Source organism: Bradyrhizobium sacchari (assembly GCF_002068095.1).
Lineage (GTDB): Bacteria > Pseudomonadota > Alphaproteobacteria > Rhizobiales > Xanthobacteraceae > Bradyrhizobium > Bradyrhizobium sacchari.
The window spans coordinates 117,426-134,923 of the sequence record NZ_LWIG01000066.1; the positions used below are offsets into that span (position 1 = coordinate 117,426).

17 protein-coding genes are annotated in these 17,498 nt (G+C 64.7%); 10 read left to right on the plus strand and 7 right to left on the minus strand.

Annotation, left to right across the window (positions count from 1 at the left end; genetic code table 11):
* Positions 1–6: 6 nt before the first annotated feature.
* Positions 7–1,914 (minus strand): acyl-CoA synthetase, encoded by a 1,908-nt coding sequence (locus A5906_RS39040; protein ID WP_080140428.1) that lies wholly within the window; start codon positions 1,912–1,914, stop codon positions 7–9.
* Between the two features lie 244 nt (positions 1,915–2,158).
* Between A5906_RS39040 and A5906_RS39045 the strand changes: the two genes are divergently transcribed.
* Positions 2,159–3,241: a SecDF P1 head subdomain-containing protein gene (locus tag A5906_RS39045; RefSeq protein ID WP_080140429.1), complete on the plus strand. Its 1,083-nt coding sequence runs from the start codon at positions 2,159–2,161 to the stop codon at positions 3,239–3,241.
* A gap of 251 nt (positions 3,242–3,492) precedes the next feature.
* Positions 3,493–4,299, plus strand: a complete 807-nt coding sequence (locus A5906_RS39050) for a Crp/Fnr family transcriptional regulator (protein WP_080140379.1) — start codon at positions 3,493–3,495, stop codon at positions 4,297–4,299.
* A gap of 7 nt (positions 4,300–4,306) precedes the next feature.
* On the opposite strand, the gene A5906_RS39055 is transcribed toward A5906_RS39050, so the two are convergent.
* Complete coding sequence (locus A5906_RS39055) at positions 4,307–4,948, minus strand: glutathione S-transferase family protein (RefSeq protein WP_080140380.1); 642 nt, start codon at positions 4,946–4,948, stop codon at positions 4,307–4,309.
* Between the two features lie 222 nt (positions 4,949–5,170).
* On the opposite strand from A5906_RS39055, the gene murI reads away from it, so the two are divergent.
* From murI to A5906_RS39085, 6 genes are all read left to right on the plus strand, one after another.
* Positions 5,171–5,968: a glutamate racemase gene (gene murI / locus A5906_RS39060; protein ID WP_080140381.1), complete on the plus strand. Its 798-nt coding sequence runs from the start codon at positions 5,171–5,173 to the stop codon at positions 5,966–5,968.
* Between the two features lie 61 nt (positions 5,969–6,029).
* Positions 6,030–6,803 (plus strand): HpcH/HpaI aldolase family protein, encoded by a 774-nt coding sequence (locus tag A5906_RS39065; protein WP_080140382.1) that lies wholly within the window; start codon positions 6,030–6,032, stop codon positions 6,801–6,803.
* Between the two features lie 69 nt (positions 6,804–6,872).
* Positions 6,873–7,256, plus strand: a complete 384-nt coding sequence (locus tag A5906_RS39070; protein WP_080140383.1) for a cupin domain-containing protein — start codon at positions 6,873–6,875, stop codon at positions 7,254–7,256.
* A gap of 106 nt (positions 7,257–7,362) precedes the next feature.
* Positions 7,363–8,130, plus strand: coding sequence for an acyltransferase (locus A5906_RS39075; RefSeq protein WP_080140384.1), 768 nt, complete (start codon positions 7,363–7,365; stop codon positions 8,128–8,130).
* Between the two features lie 199 nt (positions 8,131–8,329).
* Complete coding sequence (rpsD, locus tag A5906_RS39080; protein WP_080140385.1) at positions 8,330–8,947, plus strand: 30S ribosomal protein S4; 618 nt, start codon at positions 8,330–8,332, stop codon at positions 8,945–8,947.
* Between the two features lie 88 nt (positions 8,948–9,035).
* Positions 9,036–10,103: a threonine aldolase family protein gene (locus A5906_RS39085; RefSeq protein ID WP_080140386.1), complete on the plus strand. Its 1,068-nt coding sequence runs from the start codon at positions 9,036–9,038 to the stop codon at positions 10,101–10,103.
* A 105-nt stretch (positions 10,104–10,208) separates the two neighbouring features.
* Here A5906_RS39085 and A5906_RS39090 read toward each other — a convergent pair whose 3' ends face one another.
* From A5906_RS39090 to grxD, 4 genes are read right to left on the minus strand one after another with little or no spacing between them, the layout of a single operon-like run.
* Entirely contained in the window at positions 10,209–11,474 is a 1,266-nt protein-coding gene (locus tag A5906_RS39090; RefSeq protein WP_080140387.1) for a serine hydrolase domain-containing protein, read from the minus strand.
* 1 nt (position 11,475) lies between these two features.
* Entirely contained in the window at positions 11,476–12,762 is a 1,287-nt protein-coding gene (locus A5906_RS39095; protein ID WP_080140388.1) for a serine hydrolase domain-containing protein, read from the minus strand.
* Positions 12,763–12,808: 46 nt separating this feature from the next.
* The gene (locus A5906_RS39100) at positions 12,809–13,360 is read right to left on the minus strand and encodes an O-acetyl-ADP-ribose deacetylase (protein ID WP_080140389.1); all 552 of its coding nucleotides are present in this window, start codon (positions 13,358–13,360) and stop codon (positions 12,809–12,811) included.
* A gap of 4 nt (positions 13,361–13,364) precedes the next feature.
* Entirely contained in the window at positions 13,365–13,691 is a 327-nt protein-coding gene (gene grxD, locus A5906_RS39105) for a Grx4 family monothiol glutaredoxin (protein ID WP_080140390.1), read from the minus strand.
* Between the two features lie 261 nt (positions 13,692–13,952).
* On the opposite strand from grxD, the gene egtB reads away from it, so the two are divergent.
* Both egtB and egtD read left to right on the plus strand, forming a co-directional pair.
* Positions 13,953–15,251, plus strand: a complete 1,299-nt coding sequence (gene egtB / locus A5906_RS39110; protein WP_080140391.1) for an ergothioneine biosynthesis protein EgtB — start codon at positions 13,953–13,955, stop codon at positions 15,249–15,251.
* A 51-nt stretch (positions 15,252–15,302) separates the two neighbouring features.
* Positions 15,303–16,274 carry an L-histidine N(alpha)-methyltransferase gene (egtD, locus tag A5906_RS39115; RefSeq protein WP_080140430.1) on the plus strand — a complete coding sequence of 324 codons (972 nt, stop codon included), beginning with the start codon at positions 15,303–15,305 and terminating at the stop codon, positions 16,272–16,274.
* 13 nt (positions 16,275–16,287) lie between these two features.
* On the opposite strand, the gene A5906_RS39120 is transcribed toward egtD, so the two are convergent.
* Complete coding sequence (locus A5906_RS39120) at positions 16,288–17,481, minus strand: low temperature requirement protein A (protein WP_080140392.1); 1,194 nt, start codon at positions 17,479–17,481, stop codon at positions 16,288–16,290.
* Positions 17,482–17,498 lie beyond the last annotated feature (17 nt).

A 17,498-nucleotide genomic window follows, 5' to 3' on the forward strand; every position in this document is an offset into this window, starting at 1 on the left:
CCTCAGCTACACCTGCACCACCTCGTGCCGCATCACGAACGGGGCGAGCAGCGTATGCACCTCGCCGGCGACGACCTCGCGCTGGTCCGCCGGCAAGCCCGCGAGCGTCACGGTGGCGATCGAGCCGTGGCTGCCATGCGCACCGACCTTCACCTTGCAATCGATGCCCCGCTCGGCCAGCGGGGCCAGCACCGTGGTGAACACGCGCTGAGCGGCATCCCATCGCAGTTGCGGCTTGAACACCTTGCCAACGCCCGTCACCGGCATCGGATCGATCGGGATGACTTGCACCGGAACCGCGGCACGCTCCGGCGTACGCTCGCGCACCCACGTCTCCAATTCGCCCGGCGCGACGCTGGCGCCCGGCTTCAGCTGCACGTAGCCCACGGGCAGTTCGCCCGCGTAAGCGTCGGGCTGGCCGACCACCGCGGCAAAACCCACGGCGGGATGGCGGAACATGATCTCCTCGATCGGCGCCGGATCGATGTTGTGGCCGCCGCGGATCACGAGATCCTTGGCGCGGCCGGTGATCCAGAGATAGCCGTCGGCATCGAGCCGGCCGAGATCGCCGGAATTGACCCAGACCTCGTCGACGAAGGCGCCCTTGTTGTGCTCGTCGTTGAGATAGCCGCCGAACACGCCGGGCCCGGCCATGATGACGACGCCGATCTCGTCCGGCGCACAGTCGCGGATCAGGCGGCCGTCGGCATCGAGCTGCACGATGCGCACGCGCGCGTAAGGCATGGGAAGACCGACCGAGCCGAGCCGGATCGGCCGCCCCGGATAAGCCAGCGTGTGCACGCTCGAGGTCTCGGTCATGCCGTAGACCTCGACCACGGGCAGCTTCAGCTTGTCCTGGATCGCCGAGCCCACGGCGACGGGGATCGCCGAGCCGCCGCCGGCCGCATATTTCAGGCTGGAGATGTCGGCATTGCCGGGCGGCACCGCGAGCGCGGCCGCCAGCACCGTCGGCACGCTCGAGAGCGCCTCGGGCTTGTAGCGCTCGACCAGGGCCCAGATGTTCCTCACCGAATTCGGATTGCGCCAGCCACTCGGCGACAGCACGACGAGCGAGCCGCCGGTCGACAGAGTCAGCAGCACCTGGGTCAACGATCCCCCGACGTGAAACAGCGGCATGCCGAACAGCATGTTGGCGCCGGGTTTCGACTTCAGCAACAGACCGAGCGCCCAGGCCTGGTAGACTTGGTTGGCATGGGTGTGCCGGACCAGCTTCGGCGTGCCGGTGGTGCCGCCGGTGTGGAAATAGGCGGCGATGTCGGCACTGGAAATCCTGCGCCCGCTGATAAGCCGATCCGACGGCTGCTGCTTGATCAGGTCATTGAAGGCGTAGATGCTTTTGGCCGGATCGCCGCCGCCAAACACCTGCACGATCGCCTTGAGGTGCTTCAGCTGCGGGCGGATCTGCTCGACTTTCTGCCAGATGTCGGTGCCGGGCATCGGCCCGAGCGCGACCAGGATCTTGGTGTTCGCAGCTTCCAGGATCTCGACGATCTGGTGCGGCTCCAGCAGCGGATTGACGGGATTGGCGATGCCGGCGGCCTCTGCACCGAACAGCGTCACGAAGGCATCAGGCACCAGCGGCAGCATGAAGCTGATGACATCGCCCTTCTCCGCGCCGAGCGCGTGAAACATGTTGGCGGCTTGCGTGACGCGCGCGATGAAGTCGCGGTAACTGACCACGACCGGTGTGTCGGACGGATCGGCATTCTGCAGAAACTGGATCGCCGCGCCATCGGGATTGCGCGCCGCACCAAGCTTGATGGCGTCATAAGTGCTCTCGGCCGCGACGCGGTCCGCGTAGGGAACCTGCTCGAAGGCCCGGACCTCATCGTCGGTCAAAAGCTCCGGATAGTCATTGCCGATCAGCCGATCGAGCGCATGGATGCCCGCCATGAATTTCATCCTCCCTTGGATTTCCCCGCCCCCTTGTCTTTTGACATTTTGGTTGGCGCGACCCGACCGATGGCCGGCCGAGCGGGAACACAATGAGGGATGATTTGGCGTTCGTCCATCGCCTGCGGCTGCGCCGACACGGCCCGGGGGGCGGACGTAATTTGAACCTCCATGCCCGATCCGGGGACCAAGAACTGGCGCCAGTTTCGCCCGCCAGCGTCCTGCCGCAAGACTCAAGGTGACCATGACCACGCCCCCGCGGAATCGCATTGCACCGCTGATCCTCGCGCTCGCGATGGCCGCGACGGTCCCCCTGCCCCGCGCGGCGCTCGCCGTGGACGGCCAGTTCGAGAAGATGCGCGCCAAGATCGCGGCCTTCATCGGCGACAAGATGGAGAAGCTGGGCGGCTCGCGCATCGTTTACAAAGTGGACGCCGATGGCTTGCGCGAGAGTGCCCTCACGGACCTCCGCGACGACGTCTACAAGACCGTGCGCGAGGGCAAGATCGCCTTCTCGGGCCTTGTGATCCGCGACGGTGGCGTCGAGGTCAAGATTGCGGACGCCAAAGGCCGCGAGGAACTGAAACGCAAGCTCGCGGCGGCTGCGGAGGGGTTGCCTGCGCACGCCCTCGCCGTGACCGACGGCGGCGACGGGCTGGTCAGGCTCAAGCCGACCGACGCTGCATCCGCCGCTGCACTGCACGACCTCGTCGAAGATTCCATCGCCATGATCGAGCAGCGCCTCAAGGACGCCGGCATCAAGCTCGCCAGCGCCCAGCCCGATGGCACCGACCGCATCCGCATCTTCGTCCCGGGGATGATGGAGCCCGAGCGTGTCACCGCGATCTTCGCCACGAAGGTCAAGGTCAGCTTCCGCATGGTCGATCTCTCTATGCCGGCGGAGCAGGCGCAATCCGGCACACCGCCCGCGAGCGCGGAAGTCCTGCTCGGCTTCAAGGACAACCGCCCTTATCTTGTTGCCAAGGACAGCGCGCTCGACGGCAACGACATCAGCTATGCGGGCCCGGGTTTCGCGAGCAGCACGAACGAGCCGATCGCCACGTTCCGCTTCAACGGCCGCGGCACGCGGCGTTTCGCCCACATCACGGAAGAGAACATCGGAAAGCCCTTTGCCATCGTGCTCGACGGCAAGGTGCTCTCCGCCCCGGTGATCCGCGAGCCGATCACCGGCGGCTCCGGCCAGATCTCGGGCAATTTCACTCTGGAGGAAGCAAGCAGCGTTGCCATGTTGCTGCGCGCCGGGTCGCTGCCGGGACGCCTTGGTCTCGTCGAACAGCAGGTGATCCAGCCCGCCGCCAAGCCCTGAGGCGGAAGTCGCCCCGCCTCCCCGGGGGCGCCCAGGTCCGTCCACGACGCCCAGGGCCCGTCCCCGGTCGCCCCGAATCACGGGCGCGCCGCAGCCATACGCGCAACCAACGGGCAATTGCCGAAACGCCCGATCAGGCTAAATTTGCCTCTTGCGGCATGACGGCCGAAGGCTTCATTCAAGCGGTCGTCATTCGATTTCGGCTATACGAAGACCGAGCAGGACTGAAGGCCTTACGCGGGGTTAGTACCATGCCGTCCGGCAGTGCAGACATTTCCTCGATCCTCGACCGCATCCTCGACGCGGCTACGGACAACCTCAGGATCGCCAAGATCCTGGTCCAGATGGGTCTCGATCCGAACAACGTCACCTACGACGCGATCTTCAACCGGCTGCTGGAGATCTTTGTTCACAACATCACGTTCGCCAATCTGTTCGCCGCGGTCGGCGCCGGCTTCTTCGTCGCCACCCTGCTGATGCGGACCATGGTGCCCCTGCGGGTGGCCAACATGATCGGCTGCGCGTTCTTCGCCGTGTTCGGCGCACTCTCCGCCAATGTCTCGACGTTCCTGCTTTATCTGCTGCTGCTTCCGATCAACGCGCTTCGCTTGCGGCAGATGCTCAAGCTGGTCAAGAAGGCCCGCCATGCGGCCGAGGGCGACATGTCGATCGAGTGGCTCAAGCCGTTCATGACCGAGCGCAAATATCGCCGCGGCGACACGCTGTTCAAGCTGGGCGACCCGGCCAAGGAGATGCTGCTCACCGTCACCGGCAAATTCCTGGTCAAGGAGATCAACGTCGAGATCCTGCCGGGCGCGCTGATGGGCGAGCTCGGCTTCCTGACGCCGGACAACCGCCGCACCGGAACGATCGAATGCATCGAGGACGGACAGGTGCTGACGATCACCTATGACCGGCTGCTCGAGATCTACTTCCAGGACCCGCAGTTCGGCTATTACTTCCTGGTGCTGACCAGCCAGCGCCTCCTGCAGAATATCGATCGCCTGCAGAATCAGCTGGCGACCGCACGCGCGGCAACCACGAACAAAATCGCCTGATCCGCGCTCAGCGCAGCAACAGCTCCATGCCCGGATCGCCCTTCTCCATCGCGCGCCGGTAGGCGGGACGCGCACCAATGCGGCCGAGATATTTGACCACGTTCGGACAACACGACAGATCGTAGGGCTGGAAGTAGCGCATCGTGGTGAGCGAGAACACCGTCATGATGTCGGCCGTGGTGAAGGCGCTGCCCGCCAAATATTCGGACTCGCGAAGCCGTGCGTCGAGAAGATCGTAGGCGCGGTCGAGGCGTCCCTTCATCGCGAGCAGGGTCGGGTCGTCCGCGGCGAGATCGAGCCGGCTTAGGATCATCATCCGCCCCATGCCGGGCTGCAAGGTGCCGTTGGCGAAATGAAGCCAATACAGAAACTGCGCGAAGGCGGGATCGTTGGGACCGAGCACGAGCCGGCCGTTGCCGTATTTTGCAACGATGTAGTCGACGACGGCGCCGGATTCCGCGAGCACCAGCTCGCCGTCGATCATGACCGGCGCCGTGCCGGCAGGATGCAGCGCCTTGTACTCGGCCGGCGCCAGCATGGTCATGGCATCACGCGTGTAGCGCTTCAACTCATAGGGAATTTCGAGCTCCTCGCAGAGCCAGACAATGCGTTCGGATTGCGATTTCCCGAGATGGTGGACTGTGAGCATGTTGCTTTCCCTGCGGTATCGCCTGCCGGCGAGACGCCGCCTTGTTCCGCGGCTTGGGTGAGCTGTCAACCTGCGCGTGGATGCCCGCTTGCCGCTTCTGCACCCCGATGGCGACTATCGCATGAAGCTGGAAATCCGGCGTTCCGACCTGCGATACCCAGCCCCCCGCCGCAAAATCGCCCCAAAAACCGAATGGTAACCATGACGGGCTAGGGTAGTGACGTGACCAATTCCCCGACGATCCTGGTATTCGATTCCGGCCTTGGCGGGCTCACGGTACTCCGTGAGGTCGTGGCCGCGCGCCCGGACGTCCATTACGTCTACGTCGCCGACGACGCCTTCTTTCCATATGGCCACCACAGCGAGGACGAGATCATCGCCCGCGTCGTGCCGCTGATGGGGGAGCTGATCGGCACGCACGATCCGGACCTCATCGTCATCGCCTGCAACACGGCATCCACCCTGGTCCTATCGCACTTACGCGCCGCCTATTCCCTGCCTTTCGTCGGCACGGTGCCGGCGATCAAGCCGGCCTGCGCGCAGTCGAAGACCCGCCGCGTCTCGGTGCTCGGCACCAAGGGCACGGTGAAGCGGGAATACACCAAGGCGCTGATCCGCGATTTCGCGCAAGGCTGCGAGGTGACGCTGGTCGGCTCGCCCGAGCTCGCCTCGCTGGCTGAAGCCGAGCTGAGTGGCACGTCCGTCAGTGACGACGCCATCCGCGCCGAACTCGCGCCCTGCTTCGTCGGCGATGCCGAGGATGCGAGTACCCGCACCGACACCGTGGTCCTGGCCTGCACGCATTATCCGCTGTTGCTCGATCGGTTGACCAGGCTCGCGCCCTGGCCGGTCGACTGGATCGACTCGGCACCGGCGATCGCGCGCCGCGTCTCGGACCTGCTGGGCGCGCCGATCCGTGGCATCGCGGAGGCCGGCGCAGAGATGATCTTCACCTCGAACCGCGTGCATGGCCTTTCCGCCACGCTGACGCCGTTCTTCGGCGGCCGCGCACTGGCCTGATCTTGCGCCGCGGCGACGCGCTGCTAGGCTCCGCCGTCGTCATTGCCGCGCAGGTCATCACATGTCGGTCCCCGCCAAGCCGCTCAATCGCCTTCGCCAATTGTGGAGCGAGGGCCGCCCCGCCTTCGGCGCGATCGCGACCATCCCGAGCGTGCAGATGGTGCAGATCATGGCGCGCTCACTCGACTGGATCATCGTCGATCTCGAGCACGGACCGATCGGCCTCACCGAAGCGCATGCGATGATCGCGGCGACGACGGGCACGCCGTGCACGCCGCTGGTGCGGATCGCGGCGAACGAGCCGTGGCTTGCCAAGGCGCCGATGGACATCGGCGCCTTCGGCATCAACTTCCCGATGATCACCAATCGCGCCGAGGCCGAGAAGGCCGTGCGCAGCGTGCGCTACCCGCCGCGCGGCGACCGGCTCTGGGGACCGTTCCATGCGCCCTTCCGCTGGGGCCAGTCGATGCCTGATTACATGGCCTCTGCCGACGACGAGATGATCTGCATGGTCACCATCGAGCATGTCGAGGCCGTCAACCGCATCGATGAGATCATGGCGACACCCGGCATCGACGTCGCGGTGATCGGCCCCGGCGATCTCGCCACCTCTATCAACAAGCGCGGCCAGATGGACGATCCGGACTTGCTGGCGCTGATCGCGCGAGCAGAGGCCGGCATCCTCAGAAGTGGCGTGCCGATCGGCGGCGTCGCCCGCACCGCCGACCAGGCCAACGCGCTGATCGACCGCGGCTACCGCGCGATCGCGCTCGGCTTCGACTGGTCGCTGTTCCAGCGCGGCATCATGGCCTCGTTCGACGGGATCAGGCGCTGAGCAAGCCGATCGCCACCTTGCCGGGAACCGCCGGGCTGCTAGGGTCGGCGGCTCAAGGGAGGAAAAACCATGCTCAAAAAGACTTTGCTCGCTCTGTCCTTCGTAGGCTTGGCCTTTGCGGCCTTCGCCCAGCAGCCCGGCATTAAGCGCACCCCGCTCCAGAAGTTCGAATTCCCGGACGGCTACAACACCATCACCGCGATCGCAGAAGTCCCGGCGGGCGGCTCGGCCGGACGCCACACGCACCCCGGAATTGAGACCGGCTATGTGCTGGAGGGCGAGCTCAGTCTCCTGATCGACGGCCAGCCGGACAAAACTCTGAAAGCCGGTGATTCCTACCAGATCCCCGCCGGCGTCGTGCACGACGCCAAGGCTCATGGCGACAAGGCCATGAAAGTGCTCGGGGTTTACGTCGTCGACAAGACCAAGCCGCTGGCCTCGCCGGCGCCCTGATTGCGGCGAACCGACCGATCCTAAAGGCGTTGGTTCGTGCTAAAGCGGGCAGCGAGCTGGACCCCGCTCGCTGCCCATATTTTCATCCGCGGGAACCGAAAGAGCGATGCGCGGGACACCCAAGACCATTTCGCTGCCGCGTCGCCTGATTTGCGACCTCATGCGCGCCTCGATGGACGTGCCATTCGTTTCGCTCTCCCGTTCGCTCGATATCCGTTCCCTGCTGGAGGCCCGTGCCGGCGCGCTCGCGCCCGCCGGCTGGGCGGCGATGTTCGTCAAGGCTTTCGCCCTGGTGGCCCGGGACGAGCCGGTGCTGCGCACCGTCTACGCCAAATGGCCCTGGCCAACGCTCTATGAGCTGCCGAGGAGCGTGGCGCTGGTGGCCATTGCCCGGGTCGAGGATGGCGAGGAATGCGTGTTGCCGCAGCGAATCTCAGCCCCCGACACCCTGCCGCTGGCCCGGATCGACGCCGAGATCCGGCGCGCCAAAACGGCACCGATCGCAGACGTCCCGATGTTCGGCAAGATCATGCGGGCCACCCGCCTGCCGCTGCCGCTTCGGCGCCTGGCCTGGGCCGTGGGGCTCAATTTCGGCCGGCAGCGCGGCAACTGGTTCGGCAGCTTCGCGGTCAGCTCGGTGGCCGCCTATGGCGGCGGCGAGCTGCATCCCGTCACACCGGGCCCCTTTATCGTCAGCTATGGGGTGGTCGAGCCCGACCAGACCATCCATGTCGTGATCCGCTGGGATCACCGGGTTACCGACGCGGCCCCCATCGCCCGGGTTCTGACACGGCTGGAACATGTCCTGAACGCTGAAATCGCCGCCGAATTACGGGCGGCCGGGCCAAAGCCGATCCGGGCGGTCAGGACTTGATTCCGGGCCCATTCTCATTGACAGCGAACCCCGAACTCCCCTAAAAGCCGCCTGCTCGCGGGCCGATTTCGGCCCGCGAAGCGTTTCGCGACCCGTGGTCGGCTCCCTCCAGCTTTGGGGATCGGACCTGTCGGTGCCGGGCCTGGCCCGTCACACAGGAGGGCGCGTTTCCTCAAACCATGCAACCGAAGAGGACGCGATGACTAAGCGCAGTGAGGCGAAGTACAAGATCGATCGCCGTATGGGCCAGAACATCTGGGGCCGCCCGAAGAGCCCCGTGAACCGTCGTGAATACGGTCCCGGCCAGCACGGCCAGCGCCGCAAGGGCAAGCTCTCCGACTTCGGCGTGCAGCTGCGCGCCAAGCAGAAGCTCAAGGGCTACTACGCCAACATCTCCGAGCGCCAGTTCCACGGCATCTATGTCGAGGCGAGCCGCCTCAAGGGTGACACCGGCGAGAACCTGATCGGCCTCCTCGAGCGTCGACTCGACGCGGTCGTGTACCGCGCGAAGTTCGTCTCGACGATCTTCGCCGCCCGCCAGTTCATCAACCACGGCCACATCAAGGTGAACGGCCGCAAGGTCAACATCTCGAGCTACCAGCTCAAGGTCGGCGACGTGATCGAGGTCAAGGAAGCCTCCAAGCAGCTCGCCCACGTGCTCGAAGCCAGCCAGCTCCCGGAGCGCGACACTCCCGACTATCTCGAAGTCGACCACGGCAAGATGACCGCGAAGTACACGCGCATCCCCGGCCTCTCCGACGTGCCGTTCCCGGTGCAGATGGAGCCCCATCTGGTCGTCGAATTCTATTCGCGCTAAGATCTGAATATCGAAAGGCCCCGGTTCGCCGGGGCCTTTTTGCTTAAGAGCCACACTTCAGTGGCCGCAATGCTCTAGGAGCCGTCGCATGCTCTACACCCCTCCCCCCATCGATCCCAAAGCGCCGCCGGTACGCATCAATCTGCTGTCGGACACCCAGACCAGGCCGACGGCGGGAATGCGCGAGGCGATGGCGCGGGCCGAGGTCGGTGACGAGCAGGTCGGCGACGATCCGACCGTGAATGCGCTGTGCGAGCGCGTGGCCGATCTGCTCGGCAAGGAGGCCGCGGTCTACATGCCCTCGGGCACGATGTGCAACGTCACCGCGACGCTGGTGCATTGCCGTCCCGGCGACGAGATCCTGGCGCATGAGACCGCGCACATCATCGCCCGCGAAGGCGGCGCGCATGCCGCGATCGGCGGCTTCCAGGTGACGCAGCTCAAGGGCCCGGACGGCCAGTTCACGCCGGAGACGTTCCGGAAAGCGCTGCATCCGCGCACCCGCTACCAGCCGCCGCAGACCGTCGTCAGCGTCGAGCAGACCGCCAATATCGGCGGCGGCACGATCTGGAAGAAGGCAGCCCTCGACGAGATCGTGGCGATCGCCAGGCAGCACGGCCTCATCACCCACATGGACGGCGCGCGCCTGCTCAACGCCACCGTCGCCAGCGGCATCTCTCCGCGCGACATGACCGCGGGCTGGGATTCGGCCTGGATCGATTTCTCCAAGGGCCTGGGCGCGCCGATCGGCGGCGTGCTCGCGGGCTCCCGCGAATTCATCGACGCGGTCTGGCAGTGGAAGCAGCGCCTCGGCGGCTCGATGCGGCAGGCTGGAATCTGCGCCGCCGCCTGCATCTACGCACTCGATCATCACGTCGAGCGGCTTGCCGACGACCACGCCAATGCACGCGCGCTCGCCCGCGGCCTGTCGCAGATCTCAGGCATCGAGGTGCAGGAGCCCGAGACCAATCTGGTGTTCTTCAAGCCCGACGCCGCCGGCATTGCCGGCGACAAGATGGTCGCAGCGCTCCGCCAGCGCGGCGTGACGCTGGCGATGATGGACGGCCGCATCCGCGCCTGCACCCATCTCGACGTCAATGCGGCCCAGGTCGAGGAGACCATCGGCTACGTGCGCGAGATCGTGCGCGGGGCGTAAGGTCCGTAGCCCCGATGGAGCGCCGCGAAATCCGGGACAGTCTTTCGTCGGCGCGAATCCCGGATTGCGCTACGCGCCATCCCAGCTACGAAAACGGCGAGAACGCTACCGCCCCATCGCCTGATAGATCAGCGTCTTCAGCGCGAGCTGAATCCGGCCGCGTTGCGATGGGGTCTGCACCATGAAGATCCCGAACAGATCGTCCTCGGGATCGATGAAGAAGAACGTGCCGCCAACGCCATCCCAGCGGTATTCGCCCAGCGGCCACGAGGTGCCTGATGGCACCGACGTGCGCACCGCGAAGCCGAGCCCAAAGCCGGAGCTGCTGCCCGGATAATAGTTCTTGTCGCGCGCGATCTTCGTTTCCGGTCCAATATGATCCCTGGCCATCAGCGCGATGGTCTCGGGTTTGAGATAGCGCCGGCCTTCAAAGGTGCCGCCGTTCAGCAGCATCTGCGAGAAGCGCGCGTAGTCGCCGACCGTCCCGACCAGGCCGCCGCCGCCGGACTCCCATTTCAGCGGTTGGCGGGGATCGCGAACCTGCGTCATCGGGCTGATCGCACGATCCCCAGGCATCGGCTCGGCGATGCGCAGCCACTTGGCCGGATCGGCGACATAATAGGCAGTGTCCGTCATCCCAAGCGGATCAAGCAGCCGCTCCTTCTCGAACTGGAACAGCGATTTCCCCGAGATCACCTCGATGATGCGCCCGAGCACGTCGGTGGAGAGACCGTAGTCCCAGATCGTGCCGGGCTGCTCGGCGAGCGGCAGCGTGGTGATCTTCGCGACGAGCTCGGCGTTGGTCAAAGCCTTGTTGTCGAAGAGACCGGCGTCGGCATAGAGCTTGTTCACCGGGCCCCCGCCGTAATAGCCGTAAGGAAGCCCGGCGGTGTGCCGCATCAGATCCTTGATCGTCACGGGACGATCGAGCGGCTCGAGCTCCAGCGAAACCTTGTCGTCCTCGGCCTTCTTCTCGACACCGACCCTCATCGCGCCAAAGGCCGGAATGTACTTTGCGACAGGATCGTCGAGCGAGAGCTTGCCCTCCTCGACCAGCATCATCGCCATGACTGTCGTGACCGGCTTCGACATCGAGTAGAGGCGAAAGATCGTGTCCGCGCTCATCGAGAGCTCGGTCGCGACGTCGCGAACGCCGAAATTCTCGTAATAGACCGGCTTGCCGTGCTGCTGCAGCAACAGGATCGCGCCCGGGAACGTTCCGGCGACGATCTCCTTCCGGATGTAGTCGGAGACCTTTGCGAGACCTTCAGGCGAGAAGCTGCGCGCGGCACGCCCTTCTGCGCCCGCCTGCACGCCGATTGCGCTGGACAGAAAAAAGAGCGCCGCGAGCAGCGCACGGCGCCCACTCATGTCAGTTCTCCATGGCTTCGTAGACCAGCAGCTTCAGCGTCCGCTGCACGCGCTGGCGCTCGGTCGGGGTCTGCTCCAAGAGGACGAAGAACATGTCCTGCTTGGGATCGATCACGAAATAGCAGCCGGAGGCGCCGTCCCATTTCAATTCGCCGAGATCGCCGGGCGGCGGCGGCTTTGCATTGCCGGGGTCGGTGCGGACCGCAAGTCCGAGGCCGAAGCCGAAACCGTCGCCGGGGAAGTAGAAATAGTCGCGATCGACGCCGGAGCCCGGGCCGACCTGATCGGTCGTCATCAGCTTGAACGTCTCGGGCTTGAGGATGGTCTTGCCGTCGAGACTGCCGCCATTGAGCAGCATCTGCGCAAAGCGCTTGTAGTCCGCCATGGTCGTGACCATGCCGCCGCTGGCGAACATGATCTTCTTGACGACGGTCGGATCGTTGATGCGGCCGACGCGGAAATCGGCGTCATTCGGCACCGGCTGCGCCAAGAGCTTCTGCTTCTCGGGGTCGGTGACGAAGAAGCCGGTATCGACCATGCCGAGCGGGATAAGCAGCTTCTCCTGCATGATGTCGATCAGCGGCTTGCCCGCCGCAATCTCCATCACGCGCGCCAGGACATCGGTGGAATGGCCGTACTGCCACAGCGCACCCGGCTGGTTGTGCAACGGCAGTTTTGCGATGCGCTCGGCGAACTCGGCAAGGTCGAAATCGCCGGCATAGATGTTGGCGTCGCGATAGGCCTTGCGCACCAGGCTGTCGCCATAGAAGCCATAGGTGATGCCGGAGGTGTGACGCATCAGATCGAGCACGGTGATCGGCCGCGTGGGGGGCACGAGCTCGAGCGACTTGGTGCCGTCCTCGGCCTTCTTCTCGACGCCGACTTTCACATTCGCGAAGGACGGAATGTATTTCGAGAGCGGATCGTCGAGCTTGAGCTTGCCGTCCTCGATCAACTGCACCGCGACGACGGACGTGATTGCCTTGCTCATCGAGAACAGGCGGAAGATGGTCTTGTCCGTGATCGGCGCCTTGCTGGCGACGTCCTGCACGCCGAAGGCTTCGTGGTAGACCGGCTTGCCGTGCTGCTGGATCAGCACGGTTGCGCCGGCGATCTTGCCGGTCGCGACCTCGTTCTTGAAGAACTCACTGATCCTCAAGAGCTTGTCCTGGTTGAAATGCGCGCCGGCTGGAATTTCGTAGGTGCCTTCCGCACGCGCCAGCGATAGCACGCCGAGCGACAGCAATGCGCCGTAAGCAAATGAGCGCAGTCCAAATTGAAAAATCATATCCCCTCCCCGGAACACGGCCGCGCGGAGTGTACCGACCGCATCATCAGGCACAAGAGCCGCCGTGTCGCGCAAGCGCTTCGGCGTGGAGCTTGGCGCTCGGCTCAGCGAAGCAGCAGAACACCACGCGAGTGATGGACGGCGCCGCAGCGAGTCCTTCGATGGTCGTGCGCACGGCGATATCGGCTGCCCGGTCGGCCGGAAAGCGATAAATGCCGGTCGAAATCGCGGGCAAAGCCACCGAGGTCAGCTTGTGCTTGCCGCACAGCTCCATTGACCGACGATAGCAAGAGGCAAGCAGGTCGTCCTCGCCGTGGGTCCCGCCGTTCCAGACCGGACCGACCGTATGAATCACATGGGCGGCTTTGAGCCGGTAGCCCTTGGTGATCTTGGCGTCGCCCGTTTTGCAGCCGTGGAGCATACGGCATTCGGCAACCAGATCCGGCCCGGCCGCGCGATGGATCGCGCCATCCACGCCGCCCCCGCCAAGGAGCGACGTGTTGGCCGCGTTGACGACGGCGTCAACGCTCAGTGTCGTGATGTCGGCAACGACGATTTCGAGCTCCGCGCCACCAATCCGGCGCGACAGCGTAGTCACGCCCTTAGGCCGCGACGACGACGCCCTTCTCGGAGAAGAGCTGCTGCAATTCGCCGGCCTGGAACATCTCGCGGACGATGTCACAGCCGCCGACGAACTCGCCCTTCACATAGAGCTGCGGGATGGTCGGCCAGTTCGAATATTCCTTGATGCCGTTGCGCAGCTCGGCGGATTCGAGGACGTTGAGGCCCTTATAGCCGACACCGATATGGTCGAGAATCTGAACGACCTGGCCGGAGAAACCGCACTGCGGAAATTGCGGCGTACCCTTCATGAACAGAACCACGTCGTTCGACTTCACTTCATTGTCGATGAATTCCGCGATGCTCATATCCGTGTCCTTCTGGGGCAGAGCCCTCACCAATTGCTTCGGGCCGGCTCAGCCGATCTAACCCGATACCTGCCTATATATGTAGCCCAAACCGTTGTGCATCCAAAGTAAAATGGCGGCGAACGGTCTCTGTCCCGGGCTTCTTCCGGCCTTGGACGGCCGCCCCCGACAGCGCCGGGCCATTGCATGATGCCACGAATATCATCACGGGGGAGGACTTTCATACCGTAACGGAGCCCCTATCTAGGACGAACCTTGGTTTTGGAACCGGGCAACGCCAACAACGTTCTCTTGTCCTGTCTGGAGAAAAACGTGACGAAACCAGCCTCCGCCACGGCCGCCCCCGCGCTTTCGTCACCATCCTCCGAGGAGGACAGCCTCGCCCAGCGGCTGGAAGCGGCGTTTCTCGCGGTTCGCAACGAGACCGAACGCCGGGCTGCGCCGCTGTCGCCCGAAGACCAGCAGATCCAGTCCATGCCCGATGCGAGCCCCGCGAAATGGCATCGGGCCCATACCACCTGGTTCTGGGAGCAGTTCTTGCTCGGCGAGCACGCCCCCGGATACCGGCCCTTTCACCCCGATTTCGCGTTCCTGTTCAATTCCTATTATGTCAGCGCCGGCCCGCGTCATGCCCGCAACCATCGCGGCGATATCACCCGTCCGAGCGCAGACGAGGTCGGCGCCTATCGCAGATATGTCGATGCCGCCGTCGTCAAATTCTTCCGCGAAGCGAGCGATGACAAGCTCGCAGCCCTGGCGCCGCTGGTCGAGGTCGGGCTCAACCACGAGCAGCAGCATCAGGAGCTGATGTTCACCGACATCCTGCACGCCTTCGCGCAGAATCCGGTCTATCCGGCCTACGACCCGAACTGGCGCTTCCCGTTGGCGACGCGCGCCGGCGACGACTGGCTGAAGCTCAACGAAGGCATCCACACCGTCGGCCATGTCGACGACAGCTTTCATTTCGACAACGAGAAGCCTGCCCATCGCGCCCTCGTCGGCCCTGTCAAGGTCGCCCGCAATCTCGTCACCAATGGCGAATGGCTCGCCTTCATGCGCGACGGCGGCTACGCGAAAGCAACATTGTGGCTGATGGACGGCTTTGCCGCCGCCAGCAAGGACGACTGGCAGGCGCCGGGGCATTGGCGCGAGGTCGACGGCGCATGGCAGGTGATGACGCTTGCCGGTCTCAAGCCGGTCGATCCCGACGCACCGGTCTGCCATGTCAGCTATTACGAGGCGGATGCGTTCGCGCGCTGGGCCGGCAAGCATCTCCCGACCGAGATGGAATGGGAGGTCGCGGCCCGCACCGGGCAGCTCAACCACGCCTTCGGCATCGTCTGGCAGTGGACCCGCAGCTCCTATTCACCCTACCCCGGCTATCGCGCCCTCGAAGGCGCGCTCGGCGAGTACAACGGCAAGTTCATGATCAACCAATTGGTTCTGCGCGGCTCCTCGCTTGCAACTCCGGAGGACCACAGCCGTATTACCTATCGCAACTTCTTCTATCCGCACCATCGCTGGCAGTTCACCGGACTGCGGCTCGCCGATTACGTCTAGTCTTTAATCCGACGATAGATGCGCGCCGGACAGCGCGTTCAGGAGAGTATCATGAATGTGCACGCCAGCGCTTTGGCCGAAGCCCATCTTCCCGACGAGCAGACCACCGCTTTCGCCCGCGAGGCCATCGAGGACCTCTCGCAGCAGCCGAAAAAGCTGTCGCCGAAATACTTTTATGACGCGGCCGGATCGGAGCTGTTCGAGGCGATCACAAAGCTGCCGGAATATTATCCGACCCGCACCGAGCTATCGATCCTGAAGGAGCGCGGCAGCGAGATCGCGAAGATCATCCCCGAGCATGCGGCGCTGGTCGAGTTCGGCGCCGGCGCGACCACGAAGGTCCGCCTGCTGCTCAGCCACTGCAAATTCGCCGCCTATGTGCCCGTCGACATCTCCGGCGATTTCCTGGCGGCGCAGGCCAACGGCCTGAAGCGGGATTTCCCCTCGCTCGGCATCTATCCGGTCGCCGCCGACTTCACCACGCCGTTCGAGCTGCCGAAGGCGGTCGCATCCATGCCCAAGGTCGGTTTCTTCCCCGGCTCGACCATCGGCAATTTCGAGCCGCATGAAGCGCAGGCCTTCCTGAAGAGCGCCCGTACAATTCTGGGCCGGGGTGCGCAGATGATCATCGGCGCCGACCTCGAGAAGGACGAGCGCGTCCTGCACGACGCCTACAATGATTCCGCCGGCGTCACCGCGCGCTTCAACCTCAATGTGCTGGTGCGCATCAACCGCGAGCTCGGCGGCAATTTCGACCTGTCCGCCTTCACACATCGCGCGATCTACAATCGCGAGCGGCACCGCATCGAGATGCACCTGATCAGCAGGAAGAGCCAGACCGTGCGCCTGCTCGGCACCAGCTTCTCGTTCCGCCCCGGAGAAAGCATCCATACCGAGAACAGCTACAAATACAGCATCGACCGCTTCGCCGCGCTGGCGCAAGGCGCGGGCTGGAAGGTCCGCGAAAGCTGGACAGACGCTGCGAAGATGTTCTCGGTGCACGCGCTGGAAGTTGCAGAGTAGACGCGCCGGGAGCTCAATGCTCAGCGGCCTCCTCGCCCTTCGATCCCAGCGACACCGACTCCCACGCCGCGACCACGATCAAGATCACGCCGGTCGCGGCCGAGAGCCAGAGCGGCGACAGATCGGCTGCGAACCACCACAGCACCGCGAGCGCGATGATGCCGATGCCGTGCGAGAGCTGGAGGAAGCCGCGGATCGAATGCTTGAACAGGATGGTGCCGACCAGGAACACCATGGGACCGCCGATCGTGCTGACGATGGTGCGGATGTCGGAATGACCGGTCGGGTGTTTCAGCACCAGTTCGTCCGAGACCGCGGTCAGGATGATGCCGGCGACGATCGGCATGTGCAGATAGGTGTAGGCGAGCCGTGCCAGCCGGCCGGATTCGCTGGATTTCGAGATCCGCTCGGAGCCGGCCTCGGCGCCCTTGTGGAAATAGACCCACCACATCGCGATGCTGCCGACCAGGCACGAGACGAAAGCCGCAATATTCGCGGCCGTCCACTCCAGCTCGGCAAAGGTCGCGCCGTTGACCACGACGGCCTCGCCCAGCGCGATGATGATGAAGCCGGCGCAGCGCTCGGCCATGTGGTTGCCTTCGACCGCCCAGGCCTCGACCGACGAGAAACCCAGCTTCGGGACCCAGAACCGGACTGCGGGCGAGACATACTCCCAGCTGACCGCTGCGATCCACAGCCATAGCCGGGTCTCTCCCTCGGAAAGACCGCCCGCGATCCACAACACCGCCGAGATCGAGAGCCATGTCAGGATGCGGATCGCGTTGTGCCGCACCGCCGTGCGATGGCGCGGGGTCGCGAGCAGCCAGAATGCTGTGCGTCCGACCTGCATGGCCGCGTAGGCGATCGCGAACCACAGGCCCCGCCCCTCGAAGGCGGTCGGGATGGTCGTCGACAGCACGAGGCCGCCGAGCATCATCAGGAAGATCAGGATGCGGACCGGCGTCAGATCGGGATTGAGCCAGTTGGTGACCCAGGCGGTGTAGACCCATACCCACCACACCGCGAGAAACAGCACGGTGACATGCACAGCGCCAAGCAGCGTGAAATGGTGCAGCAGCGTGTGCGAGATTTGCGTGACGGCGAAGACGAAGACGAGGTCGAAGAACAGCTCGGCATTGGTGACGCGGCTGGGCTGGTTCGGCGTGATGACGCGAAACATCGCGCCGCGCGAGTTCTCGGCAGCCATCGTCGTCTCCCGTCGCG